The sequence below is a fragment of the Bacillus sp. SA1-12 genome, from assembly GCF_000981385.1.
In the GTDB taxonomy this organism is placed as follows: Bacteria; Bacillota; Bacilli; order Bacillales; family Bacillaceae; genus Metabacillus.
The window spans coordinates 1-26,016 of record NZ_LATZ01000026.1; the positions used below are offsets into that span (position 1 = coordinate 1).

General features: G+C 33.3%; 20 protein-coding genes. 2 read left to right on the forward strand and 18 right to left on the reverse strand.

Annotation, left to right across the window (positions count from 1 at the left end):
- Positions 1-172 precede the first annotated feature (172 nt).
- From WQ54_RS14670 to WQ54_RS32675, 13 genes are all read right to left on the reverse strand, one after another.
- A complete protein-coding gene (locus tag WQ54_RS14670) occupies positions 173-1,147 on the reverse strand; it encodes a metallophosphoesterase (RefSeq protein WP_046517722.1) in 975 nt (324 codons plus the stop codon).
- Between the two features lie 70 nt (positions 1,148-1,217).
- Positions 1,218-3,011: an ABC transporter ATP-binding protein gene (locus WQ54_RS14675; protein WP_046517806.1), complete on the reverse strand. Its 1,794-nt coding sequence runs from the start codon at positions 3,009-3,011 to the stop codon at positions 1,218-1,220.
- Positions 3,012-3,024: 13 nt separating this feature from the next.
- A complete protein-coding gene (locus tag WQ54_RS14680; protein ID WP_046517723.1) occupies positions 3,025-4,215 on the reverse strand; it encodes a nucleotidyltransferase family protein in 1,191 nt (396 codons plus the stop codon).
- Positions 4,208-4,627 (reverse strand): lasso peptide biosynthesis B2 protein, encoded by a 420-nt coding sequence (locus WQ54_RS14685; protein ID WP_046517808.1) that lies wholly within the window; start codon positions 4,625-4,627, stop codon positions 4,208-4,210. The genes WQ54_RS14680 and WQ54_RS14685 overlap by 8 nt, the downstream gene beginning before the upstream one ends.
- A 67-nt stretch (positions 4,628-4,694) precedes the next feature.
- Positions 4,695-4,991, reverse strand: a complete 297-nt coding sequence (locus WQ54_RS14690) for a lasso peptide biosynthesis PqqD family chaperone (RefSeq protein ID WP_046517725.1) — start codon at positions 4,989-4,991, stop codon at positions 4,695-4,697.
- A 3-nt stretch (positions 4,992-4,994) separates the two neighbouring features.
- Positions 4,995-5,924 (reverse strand): aldolase, encoded by a 930-nt coding sequence (locus WQ54_RS14695; protein ID WP_046517726.1) that lies wholly within the window; start codon positions 5,922-5,924, stop codon positions 4,995-4,997.
- Between the two features lie 143 nt (positions 5,925-6,067).
- Positions 6,068-6,196, reverse strand: coding sequence for a paeninodin family lasso peptide (locus WQ54_RS33615; protein WP_046517728.1), 129 nt, complete (start codon positions 6,194-6,196; stop codon positions 6,068-6,070).
- Positions 6,197-6,200: 4 nt separating this feature from the next.
- Positions 6,201-8,144 carry an asparagine synthase-related protein gene (locus WQ54_RS14705; protein WP_046517730.1) on the reverse strand — a complete coding sequence of 648 codons (1,944 nt, stop codon included), beginning with the start codon at positions 8,142-8,144 and terminating at the stop codon, positions 6,201-6,203.
- Positions 8,145-8,700: 556 nt separating this feature from the next.
- Positions 8,701-9,750: a UDP-glucose 4-epimerase GalE gene (galE, locus tag WQ54_RS14710; RefSeq protein ID WP_046517731.1), complete on the reverse strand. Its 1,050-nt coding sequence runs from the start codon at positions 9,748-9,750 to the stop codon at positions 8,701-8,703.
- 383 nt (positions 9,751-10,133) lie between these two features.
- Entirely contained in the window at positions 10,134-10,616 is a 483-nt protein-coding gene (locus WQ54_RS14715) for a hypothetical protein (RefSeq protein WP_046517733.1), read from the reverse strand.
- A 30-nt stretch (positions 10,617-10,646) separates the two neighbouring features.
- Complete coding sequence (locus tag WQ54_RS14720) at positions 10,647-11,891, reverse strand: hypothetical protein (RefSeq protein WP_046517734.1); 1,245 nt, start codon at positions 11,889-11,891, stop codon at positions 10,647-10,649.
- A 12-nt stretch (positions 11,892-11,903) separates the two neighbouring features.
- Positions 11,904-13,064 carry a ThiF family adenylyltransferase gene (locus WQ54_RS14725; protein WP_046517736.1) on the reverse strand — a complete coding sequence of 387 codons (1,161 nt, stop codon included), beginning with the start codon at positions 13,062-13,064 and terminating at the stop codon, positions 11,904-11,906.
- Positions 13,065-13,276: 212 nt separating this feature from the next.
- Positions 13,277-13,423 carry an anti-repressor SinI family protein gene (locus WQ54_RS32675; protein ID WP_156177957.1) on the reverse strand — a complete coding sequence of 49 codons (147 nt, stop codon included), beginning with the start codon at positions 13,421-13,423 and terminating at the stop codon, positions 13,277-13,279.
- Between the two features lie 277 nt (positions 13,424-13,700).
- On the opposite strand from WQ54_RS32675, the gene WQ54_RS14730 reads away from it, so the two are divergent.
- The gene (locus WQ54_RS14730) at positions 13,701-15,746 is read left to right on the forward strand and encodes a LuxR C-terminal-related transcriptional regulator (RefSeq protein ID WP_046517738.1); all 2,046 of its coding nucleotides are present in this window, start codon (positions 13,701-13,703) and stop codon (positions 15,744-15,746) included.
- Between the two features lie 544 nt (positions 15,747-16,290).
- Positions 16,291-19,674 carry a chitobiase/beta-hexosaminidase C-terminal domain-containing protein gene (locus tag WQ54_RS31945; protein ID WP_052737803.1) on the forward strand — a complete coding sequence of 1,128 codons (3,384 nt, stop codon included), beginning with the start codon at positions 16,291-16,293 and terminating at the stop codon, positions 19,672-19,674.
- A 510-nt stretch (positions 19,675-20,184) separates the two neighbouring features.
- On the opposite strand, the gene WQ54_RS14740 is transcribed toward WQ54_RS31945, so the two are convergent.
- The 5 genes from WQ54_RS14740 to WQ54_RS14760 form a co-directional block, all read right to left on the reverse strand.
- Positions 20,185-21,273, reverse strand: a complete 1,089-nt coding sequence (locus tag WQ54_RS14740) for an acyltransferase (protein ID WP_046517739.1) — start codon at positions 21,271-21,273, stop codon at positions 20,185-20,187.
- A 175-nt stretch (positions 21,274-21,448) separates the two neighbouring features.
- Complete coding sequence (locus WQ54_RS14745; RefSeq protein ID WP_046517741.1) at positions 21,449-22,993, reverse strand: lipopolysaccharide biosynthesis protein; 1,545 nt, start codon at positions 22,991-22,993, stop codon at positions 21,449-21,451.
- 59 nt (positions 22,994-23,052) lie between these two features.
- Entirely contained in the window at positions 23,053-23,613 is a 561-nt protein-coding gene (locus WQ54_RS14750) for a DapH/DapD/GlmU-related protein (RefSeq protein ID WP_046517743.1), read from the reverse strand.
- A gap of 1 nt (position 23,614) precedes the next feature.
- The gene (locus WQ54_RS14755; protein WP_046517745.1) at positions 23,615-24,799 is read right to left on the reverse strand and encodes a glycoside hydrolase family 88 protein; all 1,185 of its coding nucleotides are present in this window, start codon (positions 24,797-24,799) and stop codon (positions 23,615-23,617) included.
- 17 nt (positions 24,800-24,816) lie between these two features.
- Entirely contained in the window at positions 24,817-26,004 is a 1,188-nt protein-coding gene (locus WQ54_RS14760; RefSeq protein ID WP_046517747.1) for a glycosyltransferase, read from the reverse strand.
- Positions 26,005-26,016: the final 12 nt, after the last annotated feature.

Genomic DNA, 26,016 nt, shown 5'->3' on the forward strand with positions numbered 1-26,016 from the left:
TTGCCGCTCACTTCCTTCAGATTCCATGTCACCATAGACACCCTTGTGTTAGGCTAACTGTTACTTCTGTCTTCACAGTTCGGGACTTTCACCCTATAGATTACACCCATGCTGGGCGCACTTAGACTAAAAAAGGTCATAGGAATATGACCTTTTTTGAACGATAAAATATTTAGTCTTTTTTCTTTAATGTAAGCACATTTATTTCAGGAGTATTAAACAAGCGAAACTTCAAGAAAGAAATCGTTTTGCTGCTCCCTAACCCGGCACTGACATATTGCTTCGTTCCTTTATACTCCCAAAGTCCCTTTACTCTGTCTTGCGGCGGGAAAAGCCCGCCATTGTCATAGTATGGTTCCGGGACAAATAGAGCGCCAATGAATGGGAGTCTGATTTGTCCACCGTGGTAGTGGCCTGCGATGATAAGGTCGTAGTCTCTGAATTTACGAGTTCGATCGTTGATCAGTTGGTCGATTTTGGCGTCTACAACAGGATAGTGAGTTAAGGCGATAAGTGTATCAGAGGAATTAGCTGAATCAAACTTAGACATTTCACCTAATAATTGATTTTGATGACGGACATGATTTGCTAATCTTTCTCCCTTTGGTATGGCTGCTCTCTTTCCTGTATCAAGCGTTGATAACTCAAAATCAACAAAGTGCAGATAAGAATTTCCCTTTTTTACTGTATGGAATGATTCGAGAAGCTTCACTCCTCTTTTTTCTAACCCTTCAATAAACTCATGTTTTATCATATTATGATCCAAATCATACACATACGTCCAAGGGTCTGAATTACCTGGGACAAAAATGGCGTTCTCTTTGTTGTTGATTCCATCTAGTAATTCATATATTGGCTTATAATTTGTACTGATTTTGTCAGATAACAAATCACCAGTTAAGAAGATTGCATCATAATCAATCGCATTTATTTTCTCTATCAATTTTAACTGATTATCACCAAATTCTTTTTCATGAAGATCTGTTATCTGGAGTATTTTATAGTTTTCAAATTCTGTTGGTAAATTTTCAATTTCTATATCTTGTTTCACTACTGTTATACGATTATTATCCCAAACTGTATAACTAACTAAAATAATTAACATTAGCAGCAGACATATAATCACTTTACCAACCGCTTTCCCCATTTACATCTCTCCAATTTCTATATTTACATCATAAAATTAAAGGCGAAAACACCCACCATTTAAGTGAGTGCTACAAAGTGACTTTAATTTGGTGACTTAGCAGTTCCCGAAACATACTTCGTTTATCATCTGCAAGCTGACCAAATTCCCCTTTTTGAATAATTGAGCCGTTATCCAATACAACAACTTGATCTGCGTTACGTATCGTAGATAAACGGTGAGCAATAACAACAATGGTCATTCTTCCTTTTAAGCGATCAATGGCTTGTTGAATTTTTGCTTCATTTTCCGTATCAAGTGCACTTGTCGCCTCATCTAATACAAGGATTGAAGGATTACGTAAAATAGCCCGCGCAAGAACGATCCGCTGACGTTCGCCGCCAGAAAGGCGAATACCTCTATCTCCTATAAGTGTATCTAGACCATTTGGAAGCTTCCTAACAAATTCTGCAGCTGAAGAAAAATTCAATGCCTCCCAAATTTGTTCTTCTGATGCTTCTGGTGCAACTATTTTCAAATTCTCTTTAATGGTTGTATTAAAGAGAAAAGGATCTTGCGGAACATAACTTATGGCCTTTCGTAAGGCTATCAGTTTTTCATTGGTTAGAGGAGTACCATCTATTAATAACTCCCCTTTTTGCGGTTTATTTAACCCCATCAACAGGTCAATTAGCGTACTTTTTCCAGCTCCAGACCTTCCGACAAAAGCTGTCATTTTATTAGCGGGAATCACTATATTTATATTCCCTAGAGCGTATGAATCATTTTGCTGATAACTGAAACATACATTACGACACTCAATTTCCTGCAAAACTTGAACTGGCTGTGATTCTAGGTCTTCACTCAAAGTAAACTCTCGCGCCTCTCTGCATTCGTCCTGTAATTTCTTAACCGCTTTAAACGAAGGAAGAGTTGTGGCAATTTGCTCCATTGAACTTTGAATACCAGCAACTCTCGGCCATAATCTTGAAAAGATAATGATAATAAGCATTAACTGCCCGCCCTGAGCATGAAAGATATTTACCGCAAGATAAATAAACACAGCAATTAAGACAGCCGAAGCAATTTTATAGTACATTTGAGAAGTCGTTTTCATTTTTGAATATTCGATTTGTTCATCTAACATCCCTTTGGTTACCTTACGAAACCAGTCCATTCTTGAATCTTCTAAGGTGTTACTTTTTATATCTTTTATTCCATTTATTTGATCCGTTACTCCCGCAAGATATTCCTTACCTAACGTATAATTTTTGTTTCCTAACGCGAAGGATTTTTTTAGAAACTTACGATTGAAAAAAATAAGGACTAACCCACACAGCAATACAAATACCGTAATATTTGGCGAAAGTAAAAAGGCTAAGCCAACTTGTATAAAGGTAAAAATAAGAGAGGACATAAATTGTAAAAAAGAATGAGTTCCCGCGCTCGAACGAGCAATTTCGACTGTTAATAAATTAATAAGATCTGATTTTCGGTGTTTGATAAAAAAATCCCATTTTGCATGCAGCAAAGCTTCATATGTTTCGATACGTAAATAACGAAAAAAGCCATGTTGAATGTTTGTATTTCGAATCGTAATATTACGCTGGATCAGATTTTGGCCAATTACGATTAAGACATAGATTGCTAGGATGACAGATAAACCTATTGTATTTGGGATATCTTGCAGAAAACCAGAGAAGTCAAAAGGAAGTGAGTTACCTGCATCTATATTGACGATTCCGCTCATACTAATCATCGGAATTAACAGTAAGATTCCTACTCCATCTAATAGACTGATCAAAACCATCGCCATTAAATTGAGGTATAGTATGTTCCCTGCATAGGAATGAATTTGCTTTAAAAAATACAATACATGTGACAAGAGCTCCCCTCCCTTACGATAGTGCATGCTTCCTCGTTCGCCTCCAGATCCATAAGAAAGGACGTAAAGGGAAATATAAGAAATGCAATTGTTTAGGCAATGGCAAAGTTTCGGTATCCTCAAAATATGGATGCAGCATACTTAAGTAAAATAATACTTTTTGTCTTACAGACATTAATGATACGATATGACGTAAATGATAACGAGAAACATCTTCAGGAATCGGTTCTGTGTGTAAATTAACCATATGTTCAAGATAAAAAATGGCATCTTGCGCCAGTTGAAAAGAATGTTTGCTATCTAATATAGGCTTCATCTCTTCCGAAATGTTTGAATTTAAAAGTTTGGCAGCTAAATGCAAAGCCTGTGCCCCAATATGTTGGAAATGGTATTTTCTTAATAAGTTGTATACCTTCTTCCAATCCATGTCTTTTTCAATCATCATGTGTACATCTAACAACCAACGAAGCCTTGACCAGCCGTGCCTTGCACCATGCGAAGCGAGGAATAAAAATAAGTCTTCTTTTCCTAACAAATAAACCGAACTATGTGTAAGAAGATGACTCTTCCTTTTTCGTTTCCATAATTCATCGAACCTAGGTTCAAAGCTTGGACCAGGATTTAATCGCCAATGAATTTCAAGCTTTATTCTTTTTTCGGGATGGAAATATGCAACATGATGATGTCTCCATTTCCAGTCATTCAAGACAGATTTAATATAATCGTCCTTTTCATAGCCAAGTTTTCGCAAAATATCCTCTGCTTTAGAAAGGTCTTTTATAGGGATAAGAAAATCTAAATCACTAGATGTCCGTAAAGAAATATCTCCATATAAGTCATGAGCGATCACTGGCCCCTTTAAGAAAAGAACACGTATTTTATCCTCAGCAAAAACCTTACTCACTTGCTCCATTTCTGCACTTAATTGCAGCATGTTAATTGTATTTCTTTTATAATCGTTGGCTAGTTTTTGCATAACAAATGGAGGGATAAGGCCTTCCCCTATTCCTTTTAACTTAGAATACAGAACTGGAAACAAGCGGTGATGATGGGCCAGCTTTAGAAACAGATTCCAATCCACTCCAGCAAATAGCTCTGAAAATTTTTTTGTCATACATTCACGGTTGGTATTCTTTAGCAATTCAAGAATAACCGTTAATTCCTTGGGTACGTTTGCTAGATTAAGATCAGATTGTTTAATCATCGTTGTTTCCTCCAAGTTTTTTAGCAAATTTCCCTACAACCGTAAACTTGTGCATTTCTTCAAAGCCAGTTATGTAATAAGGACCACTGCGCAACCAGGCATGTGCAATAAGTTCGCCATTCTGATCTCGTGCTGTGCCTAAATAAAGAGTGCTTTCAATTTGCCGTTTTTCTAGCATTTTCATTGCAGCAATCGCTTTAACAAGACATTGACTTTCCCAAAATGTATAACGGCTCATGATTTGAATAGCTTGCGAGATTTTAGGTAACACTTTTTTATTCACGACTGGTGGATCAAAAGTCGTTTCTTCCATATGTTTACCTAATGTTGGAGCTACTTTTGAAAAAGGAATACTCTTTAGATATTTGCCAATTCCTAAATAGAAAAACGATTCCATTAGAAGCCGTTTCATTTCCCAATCCAATGATAAAAAAATCTTTAGCTTATTCAAGGTCTCACGTTCCCTCTTCGATATCCTTTTATTGTTCTTTGATAATGATTAAATCTTCTTCATATAATTTCTTTAAAAAAGAAAGAACCTGTTCCTCGCATTCCTCTTTTTCTACTTCATATTGTTCAAGCAGAGTATGAACCAATTGATTCAATGTGATGGGTGATTGAATCAGATCCCAAATCTCTCCGCCCATTTCACCCAAATTATAATATTTACCGTTTGCAATATTTAACATGACTTTTTCTCCGTCCATATCGCTAACAATATTTCCTTCTTTTTGACAGACGATAGACGCAGATGAAATTTGTAAAGTTTTACTCATGCACTACTCCCCCTTAGTTATTCTAGTTAACATTAAGTTTGTTACATCCTGTACTGTAAAACGTGAAAGCGGACGACACAATTGAAAAATATCAATATGTTCACAAATCTTAGCAGTTAGATTAAAATGCCAATCCATTAAGCCTGCTGGGGCAATAAAAAAATTACGGTATGTGTGCTTATATAGTGTGTGTAGTCGAAATAGATTCTGAATGGATTGTAATTCAACCTCATTACCTTCTGTTTTAACGAGCTCAAAAACACCTGCAAGCGGCAGTGGCGTTGAAACAAAATGATCTGTAACAGGAATTGCAAATTTTGTTTCTCTATCGAAAATTGGACGGTAGTCATTCGATTCCATTCCAAAGTGATTTAAACTTTCTAACCATAACTTTTGCTGTGGATAAGCTGGAGTTACCATTGGAATCATCTCTTTATTTAATGTGACTGGTATGACATCATCACTTATGAGCCGATATCCTTTATTTATAAGTGCTGAAGCAAGTGTTGATTTACCGGCGCCTGAATCCCCGACTATTGCATATGCCTTCCCATTAATTTCGATTGCGCTGCCATGTAATGGAAGAATTTTTCTTTGCATTAGAAGTGCACCCATACAAGTTCCTAGGAGATAAAGACGAATGTGATCTTCATTTATATCCTCGATAGGAGAATAATAGATTTCTGTACCATTTTGGATTTTAAAAATTGTTTTATTTGGCAATTGGAACATGATGATATCTTCTTTTACAACAAAATATTTCTTATTTTCACCAATTTCATTCCATAATCCAGTTAGATCTTCTTGTTGGATGAGAATATCTTCTCTATTTCCTTTATCTACGGACAGTGGCAATTCTGGCAGTTGAATGTCACTTAACACATTCAAACCAAAAGCATTATAACGTTTCTTATTTGTAATAAATGTGTTCAAACTTAACTTCCTCCATGAAAATTTTCCAATCTATCAAAAGATAGAGAAAACATATGCTTTTTTCGTTTTGAAGGTGTTTATTTTTAAAACCCCTACACAAAGAATGTATAAGGGCATTAAATTCAACTTAAGATTTTAACTGATTAGCTTTCATAGTGAATTGTTTCATTTGGATCAGGTTGTACTGCGTCTGGAATTGTAGATCCTGGACCTGCCATTGTCATATTAACATCAAGAATTTCTAATTCTGGTGTTTTCCATGTCTTTTTCATAAAATCACCTCCTTTCAACGTGTTTTAAAAATCGATAAAGTATAAGTGTTCGCATTAATACTTTAAATTCAAAATTGTATATCATTTCAGGCTTTGGACTATTTTTAATTCTTTCTATTGAATCATGAACAATTTTTGGGTTTATCAGTTCGGACAATGTAGAATCAGTTGTAAGTTGTTTTAGCTCTTCGATAAACGGCTCCCAAGAATTAAGCATTCTATTAACACCATCTGCTCCCTGAATTCCTCGAGATCTTTGGTTAAGTCTTATCTTATCCGGTAAGTAGCCTTTTGTAGAACGACGGATAAGAGAACGATCGACGCCATTTTGCACATATTGATCCTCAGGTACATTCAAACAATATTGAACCACGCGTAAATCGTTTGTAGGATCACGTTCCCATAAAGAATACCGAAGAGACAACTTTGTTCCTATCGTACCGTTAAGCCCCCAAAAATGTACTTGTTGAAACTGGTTATTTCGAATTTGATAAACATTCGATATAGATGTCCCAGTTAAATCGATCCCTTGTTTTTCAAGTTTTTCAAATACATTCGTACGCTTTGCAAACTCATCATTAATCCAAACCGGAAAATGTTGTTGTTCATCAGGTGAAAAAAAACTTGAAAGAGCAGGAAATGCCTTTTTACTAACAAATTTCCATGTTCGTGATTTTTTCACACCAATGTTCTTACTATATAAATCGATCTCTCGAGATAGTTTTAAGATTTTAAATCTTTTTAAGAGAACAGCATAAAAGTCTAATGCGTGTCCCCAGGATATTGTCCAATTCCCTCTTTGACCATTTAAAAGGATGCCAACTCCATCATTAGAGGCATGTTCATAGATTCCTTTTAACCAATAGGAATTTTCATAAAATTTGTAGGGCATTTCCATCGTTTCGATCCAATCGTCGATGACCGATAAGGGACTCAATTCTGGAAAACTTAAATATTGATCAGAAATATTTCCAACATAATGAACAGTTGATTCGATAAATGGTCTCTCATTTGCAACTCTATACCTGTGTGTCCAATCAACAAATTCAACTACAGGTACATAGCTATATGACTTTATTTTCTTATTCTTTTCTTGAAGAGCCCTAGCTGCAAAACTAACAACCGAACCCGAGTCCAACCCTCCACTTAAATGAGCACCTACCTGTTTGTGGGTACGTAGCCTTGAAGTCACTGCTTTTTCAAAAACTTCCCTAAAAGCCTCCTCATATTCATGATTTGATTTTAACTTCAACTTTTCCCCTGCTACTATAGTAGAATATCTTGATAACTCAACCTTTCCTTTACTTACCATTATTGTATGAGATGGAGGTAGCTGCTTAATTTGTTGATAGACCGTTTCATCAGTTGTTATCGAGTCAGATGTTACTGGGATTGCTATGAATTCAGCAAGCCATTGTTCATTTAGCTTTTTATCAATATGGGGTAACGAAAAAAGAGGTTCAATAATAGTAGAAAAGGCAAATTTCTGTTCATTTTTATAAAAATACAGGGTCCTAGTTCCAGAAAAATCTCTTGCACCAAACAAACGCTGCTTTCTTGCATCCCATATCATAAAGGCAAAATCACCTATTAAATAATTTGTTACTCCTTCTCCCCACTTTTCATATGCAAGTAAGATAAGCTTACTATCAGGCATATGCTTTCTGCTAGAACGATCTACTTGCAAACGCTCAAATAACTCGTCTCGGTTATCAATGATTACATCTGCCGTGATAAGCAATTGTTTTTCATAATCGTAATAAGGCAATTGCTCACCAACTGATTCAGGGGTAATCCATTGAGAATGACAGCCAAAGAAAATACGCTCATTATGCCATATTTGAACATCGTCAGCGGGAAATTTTTGCAAAGCTTTCATGATCTCTTCGCCTTGTTCGATATTTATTGGTTCGTTATTAAAATGATAAATTCCAGCGATTGCACTCATTTTCCCACTCCTATTTCAAAACCGAAATTTGCTGACAAAAATCATTTAGTTCTTTTTAAAGAACTAAATGATAATCTAAAGCTATTATTTTAAATTGTTATGAAGTCCCTTATTTTTCTAACAGATTATGCTTCAGAGAACGTTGCATATGGCTATATGTTGATAATCCTTTTTGATGATTTATGATTTGCTGTATTCGTTTTACATTTAATGAATGATTTACTCTCCTTGCCTTTGTTTCTGTAAGGTCATTTTTACAGTAGGGACATATCCACTGAAAGGTGTAATGACTACTGAATGAGGAACTTTTGCACCGTGAACATTGCTTGGTAAACAATGATTCCTCGCCTTTTCGTTCTTAATAAAGGACTTATATGTAGAATTCTACATTTCTAACTGAATTTTTAAAAGAGTGTTTCATTCATACCTTATATATTTCAATGAAAAATATTCTATATAAAGAACATTACAATATATTTTTAACGAACACAACTGTTTTTTTACGTTCTCGCTAAAAATTTTTCTATAAATACGATTTATAAATAAACGATTACTATTATGGTGTGACACTTAGATTTTCTTGCTCTTTTTCTTCTAAATCATATCCTCTTGGATTGTTCATTTGCCAGCGCCATGAATCTGAGCACATTTCATATAGCCCCTTTTTAGCTTCCCAGTTTAATTCTCTTTTCGCCTTTGAAGGATCTGCATAGCTAATACCAATATCTCCTGGTCTCCGTTCAATAATTTGATAAGGAATCGTCTGGCCTGTCACCTCTTTAAATGCTTCAATCATTTCTAAAACACTATATCCTGTACCTGTTCCAAGATTATAAGCAGTTACTCCTGAAGATGACATGACCTTTTCAAGGGCCTTAACATGACCAGCAGCAAGATCTACAACATGAATATAATCACGAATTCCCGTTCCATCATGCGTATTATAATCATTACCAAATACCTTAAGTTCAGGTAATTTCCCTACAGCAACTTGAGTAATATATGGAACAAGATTGTTCGGTATCCCATTAGGATCTTCACCGATACGTCCGCTTGGATGAGCGCCAACCGGGTTAAAATATCGTAACAACGCGATGCTCCAATTTTTATTTGATACATATACATCTCTTAATATTTCTTCTATCATTAGTTTTGTTCTTCCATATGGATTAGTCGCTTGAAGTGGCAGCTGTTCTATAAGCGGAACCTGCACTTGCAAACCATATACGGTTGCTGATGAACTAAATACCATGTTATGTACATCGAATTCATTCATCACTTCACATAAGTTTAATGTTCCAGTGATATTGTTATGATAATAGCGTAACGGTATCTCAACTGATTCTCCAACCGCCTTTAGCCCAGCGAAATGGATGACTGCTTCAATATGGTTTTCTAAGAAAATGTATTGTATTTCAGCTTTATTCAACAAGTCAGTTTTATAGAATCTAAAATTCTTTCCAGTAATTTCTTTTATTCGATCAAGGGTATGTATCTTACTGTTTACTAAATTATCGAGAACAATAATTTCATAACCTGCATTTAATAGTTCTACGCATGTGTGGGATCCGATGTATCCCGCTCCGCCTGTGATGAGGATTGCCATAGACTATTACCTCCAAATAATTATTATGATCACCAAAATCTTCTTAATAAAGAACATCCATTCATAGAAATAACCTATGAATAGTATATAATTCCTAGTACACTTAAAAAAAAACAGAAAATTTTGGGCTTCCATGATAAAAAACTACCACTTTGTTCTTTATAAAGAATACAATTACATTTTACACTCTTCCATTGTTTTAATCAAACATTTCTTACAAATTTTAAAGGTGAAAGGACAAAGGTTTTAGAAGTTTAACTTTTTAAATGTAACGAGGAAAGGACATATCTATACGTGGATATGTCCTTTTGGAGTATGGCCATTGTTCTTGGGAACGTTTCATAAATGATCTAAATGATAAAATGCATACTTTATTTAAGTAGTCAATTCTCATAACAACTAGCTTTAAGATTGGTAACTTCTGAAATCACATTTCCACCTGCATCAACCGTAACATGAAACGTGCCATGTATCATAAAATCAGAGCCCATTTGTCCAAGTGCTATGACATGAGAATGAAATACCCCTGACTGGGTTTGACCAGTTTTCACATTAAGGACAAGGTTATCCATTGCTGTAAGTACATACCTCGCACCGCTCTCCAATCCAATTCCTTTGGCATTTGCATAGTTCCATTGTATTTTGATATGGAGGCCGCCTTCTTGGTCAACCGTTACATTTTGTATATAATGAACATTTCCCTCAAAAGCGACCGATTCCTCACATGTTTCAAACGTCACATCGGTAAGAGAGATTTTTTCATTAGAACTATTTTCAGCATAGGCAGGTTTTAATCCAGACATTGTTAATAAAGAACCAATAAGCATGATGATGAGTAATCTCAAAACCTTTTTTATATCGATCAAACCCTTCTATTCAAAATAAAAACTATTCAACTATCCATCTACTTCAGTGTTTTTCGCGTATTTCCCCTTTTCGAAGCGATTATTTTGATATTTTTTTATCCATGACCAGATCAGTAAGGCAAATTCGATTAGAGAAAGAAGAATAATAATGATGCCATCAAAAAAGTTCCATGAGATCATTTCACCATTAAAAGTTTGAACAATCGCATCAGATACAAAGGTAAATGTAAGAGGAAGTACATAAAAAAGAAAAAGAACAATTGCCCAACAAACGCCGATTAGATAAAACCAGGAATACCATTTAACTATTTTCTTTTCATCCTTATCAATATATTCCCATTCTTCCAGCTGATGTTTTTTCATTAAATTAAGGCATTTTCTTATATATAAACGGCTGTTATGGAGTAAATTCTTACAATTAAACTTTGTAGTAAATGCGTAATAAACATCTGTTTCCATAAAAAACATTAGCTGGAAAGCCAATGAAAATAATGCGTTTAAGTTACAAAATTTAATAAGCATAATCATTGCAGATGGTAAAGCAAGAAAACCAACATCTTGCAGCAATAAAAGCAAAACCCCAATCCCAAACATTCCGCCATCTACTGCCATTCCTGCAAAGATCGGCTTATATCTTTTTTTGGCTGGTAAAAGAATAATATTTGACATATCTGTTTCTGCCACAAGAAACACGAGCCTGTGGCTAATCCCGATTCGACTTGGAACACCTACTGACCGGCTGGCCATCAAGTGAGCTAATTCATGAGTAAAAAGAAGAACCCAGCTTAAAATCATTCCTGCAGCTAACGATGAAACTAAGGATGATGAGAGGAAAAAATCAGAGTAAACTGGTATATACTTGGAATTCCATATACAAATGATGAGTCCGAAAACAAAAGCTGCGGTCAAGAAAGTAAAGGTTAATGGGTTAAAAAAGAATTGACTAGTCCTTTGACTTATCCAAGAAAAATGGCCCTTTAATTCCAACTTTTCGTTGACTACCTTCCCGTCTATCTGATGTACTAATTGATATTCAGTAACTAAGTCTTTTGTAAAATCCAACACATCAACAACTTCACCCATCCTGTCAGAAGCGATTTTTTCCACTTCACCAATGGTTCTTCCTTCATTTAGAAGCTCAATAATGTCTATTGCAATCAAAGGCAGGATAATGTATTGACCAATATCTGGCCTTCCAATTAATACTTCTTCTTCATTTTCAGGTCTTTGTTTTAAATGATGCATCTGAACAACACTGTCTTTGGTTAGTTTCACAAAAACACTCTCCTATCTTTTAACCATAGACCAGTTTTGAAACCTAACATCTTCCAAAATCTTAAACATGTCAGAATGGCCATGGCCACAAGTAGGACACTCATCGGGTAAACGTTGCCATTCAAAGCGAACTTCACTTTTAAAGGTGCGGAAATCAAGATGAAGAATTTTCCCTGAAGAACTCGGTACTCCTAACCCAGCAAGCAAAACTTTTGCTTCATGGCTAATCATGCCGGTTATCATCATTAAATTTGGTGCAGTGGCCCAGTTTGGCGGTACAAAATTAGCGATAATCTTGAATTCTTCATGATCTTCTTCATTGTCTTCTCGATGGAGATGAATAAAATTACAGTCAACACACCCTGTTTTACCAGGAAGAATTGTATAAATATCTGCTGAAGAAATGTTCAGCCTTCCTGCAATAAATGGAATGTCTAACTTCACACAGGCTTTATTTACCCAGTGCGGCAATAAAAAAGGCGGCTGGTCAGCAGCAAGCAAAACCAAATCACTTCCTTTGATAAGATCTTCAACCATTTCGGAATTACTAATCATTGCAGAAACTGTTTCAATTTCCATTGCAGAATAAAATGAAGACATAAAGTTCTTTGCTTCCTCAATTTTAGGCTGACCGATACTTTGCTCGTTAAACAGCATTTGACGGTTTAAATTACTTAATTCTACTGTATCATAATCAATAAGCTTAACCTTTTGGACACCGAGTCCCGCTAAATTAAACAAAAGACTGCATCCAAAAGCGCCCATGCCAATAATCGTCACATTTGCATTTTTTACTTGTTCCTGAATGTCATATGGGCTTTTTGAAAGATTTGCATTGTAAGAATAGTAATTTAGATTTCCTTTGAATCTCTCTTGTTCTACCGCTGTAAGCGATGATTTATCCTTAAACGATGCATCAATAAGGTAGCCCATGCCGTTTAATTCTTCAATGGCTTCAACCATTTCGAAAAAATGAATTTCAGGATAATCGACAATTAATTCTTGATAAAGTTGATTGAAGGTTCGTGAACCATCCATTAAGGTCATTAATCGATAGATGGCTCCATTAGGATCCTCAAGATCGATCGCATCCTCCATCATTCCTAACCTAACCGTATCTTCTTTTTTCTTATAATAAAGATGAATGGGTTTCATCATTGGTTTTTGTGGCAACTCTGTTCCTCCTCATCATTTTTCATTTTTAAAGCCAATATTCCATTCTGACTGAAAGGAATATTGGCTTTAGCCTAATTAGCAGCAACCACAGCAGCAGCAGCATCCTGCAGCGACCGTCGGCTTAATTTTCTCTACTTTTTTCGCTTTAATTTTCATTATTGTTCACCTCCTTTCAAAGGCTTTAAGCATTTCTAACATATAGTTGGAAATCAACTTTTTATTTTTAGATCAACATTGTGATAGTTTCCTAAAAACCTTCGAATTTCTTCAGGACTAATCCCTTCATTTAATGCAGATAAAATCAACTCTTCCCATTCAGGATCTATTGTTATTGGCTCCCCATTACTGTTCATCATTAGTACCCCCATTTATTGTCTTCATTCTAAATAAGCGAAAAAGAAAATGTTGATAAATTGCTTAGATACTCATTGTTGATGTTCTTTTTTACCAGCCTTCCTGCTTTCTGTTTTAAGAATAGCACGATCACATTTTTTACATAATGATCCTTTCGGATATAAAATAGGTATCCAAAAGGATACCTTGTCGAGAAACAAATATAGTCAATTTTCAGAAAATATGTAAAATAGAAAATAAAGGTTTAATTCCCCTAAATTGGAACAAGCGGGTGATAAAATGCTAAAAGAAGAAAGATTGGATGAAGTACATCACAATTTATTAGTCGGACGTAAACAAGAGAGTCAAACGTTCATTCAACTATTGGAGGAGACAATCCCATCCAAAAACATCATTAGTGTCTATGGCACTGCAGGAATCGGTAAAAGTTTCCTTTTAGACAAATTTGAAAGACTGTCACGTGAATATTCCGCAGTAACCATTACAATAGATAGCGAAGGTTTTGTGAAGACGCCTCATGCTTTTTGTGAACATATTCTTGACAAACTTCCGAATGTAGAGCCTTCGTTAGAGCCATTACAGATGCCTCTTACATGTGTTCACATACTAAACAAAGTTGCTGCACTTCAACGAGTCGTATTAATTATCGATGCATACGAGTATATGGAAAGTTTGGATCAATGGCTTCGAGACTATTTTTTAAAGCATCTAAACAAAAATGTCATTATAGTCATCGCTGGTCGCTATCCTTTATCACAAGCATGGTTTGTTTCGCCTAGCTGGAGATCATCCATTGTTCGCATGCCATTATCTGAGCTGGATTATCAATCCGTGGCTCAATATGCGAAAAACAACGATGTATTGGAAGAGGAAACCATTCAGAGACTGTGGCGTTATTCAAATGGTCATCCTTTAACACTATCTTTAACCGTTTTTCTCCACGGGCAAGATGGTTTTCAAGAATTGGCTTCTTCCATTGAAGATGACCTATCCCTGCCTTTCTTGGTGAATGAATGGATTCGTGAAGTTCCTGATGAACATATGCGTCCGTTTATTGAAGCCGCTTGCATATTAAGGCACTTTAATCAGGAAATGTTGTCATTTGTCATGGATCAAGAAATATCTGCCTCAGAGTTTTATCAATTGATACGTTTTTCGTTCATACGGAAAGTGGATCGCGGATGGACCGTACATAACTTAATGAGGGATGCCGTCAATCGGGAGCTGTTGGCGAGAACTCCCCAGCTTTATGAAAAAATAAGAAATCGCGCTTTGCAGTATTATTACAAATTACTTACTGAAAATAACAAGCAAATGCCTAACACAAGGGACGCTGTTGAAGTGATGTATTACACTGGTGATTCATTGATTCGGGCATTGATGAACTGGATCGACCTGGCTCCTAAGCATTTTGAAGCAGTAGACAGTAAATCTTTACCTGAATTAGAGGCCTATGTACAAAAGCGATTGAATCATGCCAAGGACACTAGAATTGAACTGTTCGATCCCTATTCGAACAAGCGGTTTGATTTTTTCCTTTCCGCAGAAGAAACATGTTTTACAGTGAAGCAGGTTGATTTCCATACACTTTTTTCTTTGGGATATGATGTCGTACGTATTATGAGGGACAATGCTGGTGTGATTATCGGTTTTGCTGTGATCATTCCAATTAATAGCAGAACTTTACCTTATCTAAAAAAGGCCCCTCGTTCATCAACTTATTTTAATCATTTATCACCAAACATGGAAAAACGTTTATCCGTTCCGGCAAATACTCGTGCAGGCTGGTTCATCGAAACAGTTGATACGCTCGATTATGGAGACTCTTCCCAGCAGGCAGCAATTGGTCATTTACTTTACTCCATGATTATTACAGGTGAATTAATTGTTGAATCCCCTGCACCGATTCCATATTTTATCGAATCACATCTTAGTTTGGGCTACGAAATTGATTCTAACGGCTGGCATTACAATTATGACGGTAAAACGAAAACGCCAACTTTTGTGATTGATCTTCAAAGTGAAAACGTTGTGACCTATATCAACCGAATGCTAAAAAAGACAGGTCAGGAATACATTGTACAATTACAAGAAGAATCCCCATCACAAGTACAACAGGTTCCATCTGATCGGATCCTAGAAAGAAATGACATTACGCCTCGGGAAAAGGAAGTGGCAAAGCTAATTGAGCAAGGGTATACTAATGCGGAAATTGCGTCTACTTTATTTTTGAGTGAGGTTACTGTGAAAAAACATATTAAATCGATGTTTGATAAACTAAATGCCAGTAATCGGACGCAGTTGTTGAAGAAGTTGTTGGAGTGAGTGAGGAAGTTTTATGAGAGAAATAATCAGAATATGAGGTGTCAATTGACACCTCATAAAATATTGAATCCATCAATCAAATTACCTTTTTCCATTAACCATTACTCCTGAATCCGTAAATCACTCTATAATTTTAATATTCTTTAAGAAACTTTTAAACAACTCCATTTCATTTTACTTCATAAAGAACTCACTTCTTATTTTTCACTCTCCCATTATGATACTTCCCGCATTCATATTAAGAGAAACGCTCTTGTTAAACAAATCTAGATTTTTAGGTATAGCCCTAACTATATATCTAATTGAATTTATTAATAGAAAACAAGTTCCTTTCTTTAAGAAGGGCATTTTTTTCATATATAGAAAGTGTCCAACCATTCTTCCATTTTCAAACATATGATGAATTAGTAATAGAAAATATTATTAATTTTTTCACCAACGGACAAGTATATACATTAATGTTTTCAAATTTAAGAAAGGAACTGTTATACACCGTGGTTCCAGAGAAAGTCTTAAAATGTGATTCAACGAGGATGATGAAAAAATGTTATTAGTAATAAAGGATTATTTTGAAGGTAACTCTACCATTACAAAATCGTATCAAGAGGATATGATGGGTTTTAGAATTACAAATGATCATAATACTACCGACCTTACTTTTACAATCAATGGCATTACCATTTCAGTTAAACCAAAGGAAACGTTCAAGGGGAAATTCGCTCCATTTAGAAGGGTGGCTATTAACACAACTGCCTCCTATCGTGCCACTGTATTAGCATCCTTTAATAGGACCGAACCCGACACCACTCCTCCAGAAGACGTTACAAATTTATCCGCAAACAATGTGACAGCCACCACCTTAACTTTATCTTGGACTCCTTCGCAATCAAGTGATATTGCAGAGTATGATATTTATCAAGATGGAGCGTTTCTAGTATCAGTAACAAATACAACTATTGAAGTGACAAGCTTAAGTCCATTAGCGCAGTATACATTTCGAGTTGTGGCTAAAGACAGTTCTGGGAATGAGTCAAGCGGGACCGATGTTATTATTACTACAGCAGCTGCAGATACTACGCCTCCAGTGCTTACAATCACGTCTGGGGGAACTTTTACTGATACCCAAACTGTCACCATGGCAACAAATGAATCAGCAACGATCTATTATACAATTGATGGAACTGAACCTACTTCCTCAAGTCTTCTCTATTCAGCCCCTTTAACCATCACGGAAACAACCACTATAAAGGCCTTCGCAAAAGATACAGCAGGAAATGAAAGTACAATTCAAACAGCAACCTTTACGAAAATCGTATTCATTACTGACGGGCTTATCTTACACTATGACTTTACCAATAAAGCTGGAACGACCTCAAATACAATTACCGATAAAGTAAATAATGTTCAGGCTACTTTGGTTGGAGTTACGCATGATGGTACAACTGATGGATACGTAGATGATAAAGGATTATTATTGCAAGTTCAGGATTATGTACAGATTCCTACAAATACAAGTCCATTAAATCAATTAATCAATTTAAATGGCGGTATAACAATTCAAATGATTAGTTATGATACGAATGGCTCGCATTGGAGAACAGAGGATTTGAAGTTTATTTCTGCTAAGTCTGGTTCGTTTACGAAATACAAAAAATCTGATGGCAGTGAAGGATCTAGAGGAATAGATTCCTTTTGGTTTGATGACAGTACTGGTTACAGACAAAGCTACCAAGGTTGGGTACATCCAATTGGTTCTAATGCTGTTAATGTCTTCACACTAAGGATAAATGAAGATAACACTGCAAGCATTTTTATTAATGATGCAATTAACGCAAATGGACGTATTCCAGTTCCACAAGACTTCATATCCTATATTAATTCTATGGCATTATCACCACTTCAATTAAGACGCAATTATGTAGGACATAACACAGCTCCGGAAAAATTGGTTGCTTTTGTTATTTACAATCGTGAGCTTACAGACAATGAAGTAAGAAACAATTATCAATTTTATCAAAATAAAGAGCCGCTAGAAGGAATTTCGGTAATTCCGACTAATGTGCAATTAAACCCTGGGGAAAGTCAACGGATTTCCGTGCAAGGATTACCAAATCGGTATACAGAACTATTAAGCATCAGATTTCAAAGTGGCAATGAAGGATATGTAACAGTAGATCAAAATGGATTATTAACAGGAGTATCTGATGGGGAAACTAATGTTTCAATTACTGCTACCTATGAGGGTCAAAACTTTACAGAATACGTAAATGTTAAAGTAGGGGGACAGGTTGTTTCTCCCCCTTCTTCTACAAGAACAATTATAGGGATGTCCATTAATCGAAAAACCCATACTCTTCAAGTAGGAGAAAATTTCGTAGTTATGGCTACGGCTTTGTCTAGTAATCTCTTGTATGATATTTTCCATGATAATATTGTGCTTTGGGAAAGTTCTGATCCTAGTGTAGCCAAAGTACAATATGGTGTAGTAGAGGGTGTTTCCCCAGGAACTACGACACTTACTGCTTATGATTCAACAAGAACCTATTCCAAAAGTTTCGATATTACCGTTGTTAATAAAATTGAAACTCCTTTGACAGAAGGAGAAATCTATCATGTTGATGTAAATGACTATTCGATAAAATTAGATAACACAGATTCTACTAATACAACTAATGGCATCCAAAATGCATTAGATCACGCTGCTGCTAATGGATATAAGAAAATTGTTTTTCCAAAAGGCAAATATTTAATTAGTCCTGCCGTAAGGACCATTTATCCACCATCTGATATGATTATTGATTTCAGTGATTCCATTCTCAATATTGAACCAAGCGTTTTAACTACCACAGGCTACAAAATGTTCTATTTTACTAATTTAAAAAACACAAAGTTAATGAAAGCACATATATTTGGAGAAAGAGATTCAACAACTATTCAAGATTCTGTTGAAGGATGTATAAGTGTTTTAATTGATGATTGTTTAACCACAGGATTTGAATCCTGCACTTTTAGTAAATCCCCAGGGTTTAATGTGATTACTGGAACACTCACAAATAGGAATATGGGAAAAACCACTCAAAGTATTTCTGTCAGTAGATTTAATTTTGAACCAGGTAATATAGAGGAAAATGGAAATATCGATAATAGTAAGACTACTAATTATTATCGATACAATCAATACATGGATGTTTCTGGGTTAGGCGAATATTATTTGCTAGGATATACTCAAGGATACCATGGATATCCTCATTTAAGATCAAGATTATATTCTATTCATTTTTATAGCGAAAATTTTACTCATTTAGAATCACAAATGTATAATTTACAATACTATATTTATCCAAAAGCTCCCAATGCTAAATACGCTAAAATTGTCATTTACCAAGAAGGTCCTCCTTCATCAGGAGACAGTGACTTTAATGGTGCTGTTGCTTTTATAAGAACAATTGGCATGCCAAGAAACTGTTACATCAATGATTGCAGGTTTGAAGATAATTTTAGTACAGGTCTTGCTATGTGTGGTGGTCAAAATTGGCTCATTAAAGGAAATACATTTTCCAATAATGGTGGGAGAATGCCTGGTTGTGACATTGATTGGGAAGACGGCTGGGAGCATATGGTTGGGGATGTCCTAAAAAACAATACCTTTGACTCTAAATTAGGCGTCATTTTTAGTTCTGGCAGCAGTTTATCTGCTTTCAATAATACTTTTAATCAATCGACAATGACTGTTTGGGCCAGAACTCAGAACTTCAGAATATTCAATAATATATTTTATGGAAAAGGTTCCTTAACGAACGACTTTAAAACACAAGGTGATTCTGTTTTAGGTAGAAATATTTTTACAGATAACGCCAATTATACAACAGGTATTTTCCATACGGGTGCCTATTACAAAGTTCACGATATTCTTAATTCAATCATTTGAAAACTATAAAAGAAGATTAAATATTTATTTCAAAAATCCACCAACTATTTTTACAAATTATCAATAGAATACTTTTAAAAATTTTGTTTTGCTTTTGAATGCTTAAATGCCGCTAAAACAACTCCATTTAAGCATTCACTCCTATGGTATTTAAATAAGCATATAAAAACATTTTACTAATAAATCCACCTAGGAATTCTTGACTGTTTAAAAGTCTTTTTTTAATCATTTTATTCATTAGAGCCACTTTCACTATAATAACTATTCAAAGCTATGATAATTGTTTAATTTGGTTTTAAAATACATTATAGAAATATATAATTTTAAAAATTCAGTACTTAGTATTTTCCTCTTTCAAGTATAAATTTTAGTAGCCTTTGAGGTATTTTATATAAAAACCTTTAATATTAATAAAGAATATAAATATCTAGTATTTAATATGGATTAGGTGAAAAATGTATAAAAAGAAAAGAGTTTATTCATCCATATTAGAGGTAATATATTAATACATTAAATTCCCTTACGATCAAAACCACCTGAATAACCTTTACTTCTATAGATAATTTTTCTATCAATAACTCGTATAATTGGATTAGTTATAAAGTTAACTGCATAAGAAGAAACAATACATAATATTAATAGCCAGAAAAAGATTAATAATGGATTTCTAGGTGCAAAAGTTAGTTCTGGAAAAATTGACATATAAAAAAACATATGTATTAACCATATGTTTGTGGAATGATTACTAATATAGTCTAATATTTTTTCTACCACTTTATTTTTATTCATGAACCAATATATAATAATAATAGCTATACCATTAATAGGAGCAATGATTGCAGATTCTATAATAGCGTGAAATACTATTAAAAGAACAATGCAAATTGTACTAATAATATTCCTAAATCTTATTTTTTGGATTTTTTTATGTAAGTTTGACAAAACCTTTTCTTTTGAAAAAATAGCTCCAATAAAAAAAGATATTTGAGATGTACCGAGTAAAAACATAACTCTAATTAATTCAAGTACCAGGGTATTATCACCAAAATCTATAAAACCTCTATACCTTTGAAAATGAGAAACTACATATATAATACTTGATATAAATAATATTACTAGGGGATTATATTTTTTAACTATCTTAATTAGAAATGGCGAAAATAAAACAAATATTATATATATTTGTAAATACCACCAAGCGCCATTATAGGAGTTTGACATTCCAAATATTGATAAAATAAACGTTATTATATTAAATGTAAAATTTTCATGTTTAGAAATTTGAAAACCTAATGGTACAAAAATAATAAATACAACCCAGAAATTTATGTAGAGTTTTAGGATCCGTTTTAAATTTTTTCCTAAAACTGATACATTTGAATTGTTATTTATTATATAAAAGGCATAACCAGTAACAAATAAATAAATAGGTACACAAGCGTCGCCTAATAAAGCAATATAATAAACCAGTGGTGTATCATTTATCAGTGGAAATGTACTATATAAACCATCTTTTTTTGTGGCAAAGAGATGTAATAATATCATTAAGAGTATTGCAATCCCCTTCAGTATTTTAGTATCCTTTTTTGATAATTCCATAACGAACTCTCCATTTCAGTTTACAAATAATTTTCAAAAATTTCCATCTAACATTTTCACTAATTTTCAGAGTAATATTATTCAGCTGTCTTTAACCAACTTCCAATTTCCTAAAAGTCTTTATTTTGACAATTTACTACTAGTCATGCCTCACTATTACAAGGTATCAAGCAACTCATGCACTTTTCTGCTTCACCGCTGATTTCTTTTTCAAATTTAACATTAATATATTTACTATTTTGAACAAATATTTAAACTCTTCTGTTTTATAAAAAATACCTATATATAATAAATTAGGTAAAATTAAACAGATTAAGCCGATTAATATTAAATTGAAAAAAGTGTCAGCCACTACAAAACTACAAATAGAATTTGTAATCCAATAAGTTCCTATACCAATAGCAATGTAGAGTATATATTTAGAAAAATAATTCATAACTGGTTTATGAAACACTTTTTTGTATACTAAATAAGGAGTTGTCCAGAATGGTACAGCTAGAGCACTTATTACAGTTCCAATAAAAACACCGACTATACCTATATTTTGAACCAATATAATAGAAATAATTAGGTTTATAGCAGCTTGAATTAATGGAGCGAATCGATCTTTATAAAAAATTCCTGACGTTGTTTTTAAAGTGGTTATCGAATTTCTCATTCCTCTTTCATAAAAAATGATCATTAATACGATAAGAACACTTTTACTCATAATAAATTCAGTGCCAATCCATAATTTAATAAAAGGTTCGATTGTAATTAATAATAAAATTGTAAAAAGGGAATATAACCAAAAATTAACAAGCATATACACTTTGTAAATATTATAAACCTTATCAACATTCTCTTTTGCAACTAAATTACCAATACTATGATATACGTTATTAAAAATTTGATTTATAAAAGACCTACATATTTCAATTAACATATGATAATTAGAATACAGTCCTACTGCTGTAACACTTACAAATGAAGATATTATGATATTATCAGTACCAAACACTAAATAATTCCCTATGTTTTGCAATATAATAGCTTTTACATTTTTAGTAATATTATATTTAGTATCAGTATCCAATTTTTCTTTTACCTTACCGCGTAAAAACGGATACATTTTATTAACCCAAAATGATAACAAAATTGTTGTTATAATAGTTATTATACTATCAATGATTAAATATAAAATATAATCTCTAGTGAAATGTAAGATTCCTATTTTGAGACATGTAGTAATTATAGCTGATACTGAATAAATTCCTGTAACAATATATCCTTTTTGACAAACATTCAAAAAAGAGTTTTTGTGTACATATAAATATGGTAAAACAGTATTTAGTAAAAATATACAATAAATTAAATGAATGTTTTCAATACTTGAATCCTTTATAATTAATCCAAGAAAAGGCATAATTAGTAATCCTAGCGATAATACAATTAATGCAATTACCATATATGCATTTCTATAAAAATTCATAAGAGCTTTAATTTTTAATTGATCATTTTCTGCTACAGGTTTATAAAGACTGTACATAATACTAGCCCCTATTCCTGCTTCCGCCAACGTCAACATAGCCAAAATATTTGTAAGTAGTCCATTTATCCCTAAGTATTCAATACCCAGACTGTTAATAAATACAGTTCTTGATATGAAACTTAGTGATGTGATAATTAGTTGGTTTACTAAACCGACAGATATATTAATTATAGAATTTCTTATTCTCATTTTGGCCCCTTTATATAATACTTTTTATATTGTAAAAACTTGATATTAAATTGAAAGTACTACTCTATAAATCCAAGTTTGTTTTTTAGTTCTTCGTACATATTTTCTTTATTTATATTAGAAATATTTCCCGCTAAAGTGTAACCACTATCATATTTCCAAGTACCATTTTTTAACTCATTAATCTTTTGGGAGTAATTTTCGATGGTTGATATAACCTTAGCAGGGTTTCCCGCAACTATACTTCCTTCCGAAACTGATTTAGTTACAATACTTCCAGCTGCTACTATCGAATTTTTTCCAACTGTTACTCCAGGCATAATTAATGCTCTTGCGCCTATAAATACATTGTCTTCAATAGTGATACTTCCAATCTTAGTATAATTAATTAAATTTTTTGTACTCGCATCATGAGCCAAAAAATAAGCTTGTGGTGCAATAGTTACATTATTACCAATCTTAATCAACCAACAATGGGAGTAATCAAAAATTACACCAGGTTGAATAGAACAATTTTCACCTATTTTCATTCCCATTTTTATATAATCTTCTAACCATATTTCTTCTAGTAAATATTTTCTAAATCTTGCCTTTAAAAAATTTATTATCTTTTTTACCATTCTAATTCACTACCTTTGAATTATTATTTATCACTCTAATACAAAACCCTTGAGTAAATGGTAGTATATTAAATAGCATAGAATATACGCCGATATCTTTTGTGTCACCTTGTGAAAAATCTACAGCTCCATTTCTTCGTGTAACTTTCTTTAAATAACTTATAGCTTTATCTGTACTAGTTAAACATTCATTTGAAATCTCCTTAATTTTAGAAGCTTTTAACAAAAACCATCCAATTGTAGCTGTAGTTGATGAATCAGATCTGCATTCTTCTCTTGTAACAGTCCAATTCCAACTTCCATTTTTTTGTTGAAAACTTATAGCAGCTTTGGCAAATTTTTTGACACTTTGTTCTAAAACTATTTTTGATTTATGATTTTGTGGCAATTCATCCCAAGCATCTATAAGCCCTATGGCAAACCACCCAAGGCCTCTTCCCCACCCGTATAAGCCAAGTGGTTCTTTATCTTTAAGCTTATATGCATGGACTGGTATGTAATGGTTTTTTAACATACCGTATTGTTCATATTCTTTAATTTGTTTTAATGCTAAATCAATACATTCATCTTTATTGTATTTAATCCCGTAAGCAACTAAAAAAGGACATATAAAACCTATGGTATCTACATATCTGTAGCTTTGCATAGACTTTCTATATCCTACTGTACCATCTTCGCCTATATGCTCCTTTATCAATTTCCATGTATAATCAAATGCATTTTTGTAATTATCTATATCTATAAAATCTAACTTCATGACTGAATAAACTAATATTGCAATATCTACATGCTCTGGTTTATTTATCCATTGGCCATGTTGATCAAATTTTTTGTTCAAAAACTTTGTTATTTCTTTTTTAATATTTTTATCATCTTTATTCTTTAAATATTCAGATAAACCTAATAATAATGCTGCTTCTTGCCAATGTTGTACAGCATTCTTTGTATAATTCCCTTTTAATATATCAATTGCAACTAATCTTGTATTATCAGTAACCTTAATCTTTGGCGTCTTATTTAACCACCTTACACCCTTTTCAGTTATTGACTGATTCCACTTATTCTTATCGTTATATCTTCCAATATGAATCCGACTTACCCAATCGTTAAAAATAGGAACAACATCTATCAAAATAATTAAAACTATTAAAACTAAAAAAATTATTCCTAGTATTAGAATGAACAAACGTTTGCACCTCTTATCTAAACTGCCTTTATTAATTTATATAATTTCTGTATTTCAGACTCAGTTCCCAAGCTTTCTCTTGATAAATTAACTATCAATTTTTTTCTTAATTCATTATCATCAATAAGTTTTTTAACACCTTCATATAATGATTGAGGGTTCAAGTCTACAATTAAACCATTTTCTTCATTTCTAATTTGATCTTTAGCTGTACTAAAATTTGTAACTACTATTGGCTTATGAAGTATTTTTGCTTCATCTATTGCTATTGACTTCCCTTCAAATAGAGAGGGTTGTACATATATATCAGCTTCTCTTATATAAGGATATGGATTTTCTTTTATTCCTAATAAAATAAATATATCATGGAGGTCATTTTCTATTATTATTTGCTCTAATTTTGCTCTTTCCTCTCCTTCTCCAATAACATACCACTTTAGATCATATCCACTTTGAATTAAGAATTTACATGCCACTATAGCAATTTCAAAACCTTTTTGATGATTTAGTCTTCCAACAGAAACTAGCTTTATTCCTGTATTACATAGATGTATCTTTTCTAAAGACATGTTAGAAATCACATTAGGAGAAACTATGTTGTACATGACTTCGATTTTTTGCTCATACATTGGAAATCTATTTTTTAATACGTTAGCACATTCTTCTGATACTGTTACTATATTATTTAACTTATCAAAATACTTAAGGTCAATAATTGGATCCATACCTAACTTGTCATAATCATTATGTATAAATCCTATTTTCTTTTTAGCATTTACTTTATCTACACAAAAAAATATTGGATTCTTTTCAAGATATCCAATTGCTACATCATATTTCTTATTAATGTTTTTAAGTGATCTTGAAATATATTTCCAAACTCTCTGCTCACATCTTGCCCTGTTTTTTTCTATATTAAAAATGTACCCTGCACAAACCCTTGAAATCGCAATTTTAAATCTCCTTTTTTTAATACAGTCTTTGAGAGCTGCTTTGATAGACATATCAAAATACTCATACTCATAAGGCTTTTCAAGTAAATTCACTTGTTTAGGTATTTTATTAAAAAATAGTCCTTCATGTTTAAATAAAAATAAATCTACATTATACAGAGAATAATCTATGGTCTCTAATAAAGAAATTAAGGCTTTTTCTGCACCACCACAATTTAAGTTGTTTATAGCAATTAAAATATTTTTTTTCAGAAAGCATCACCA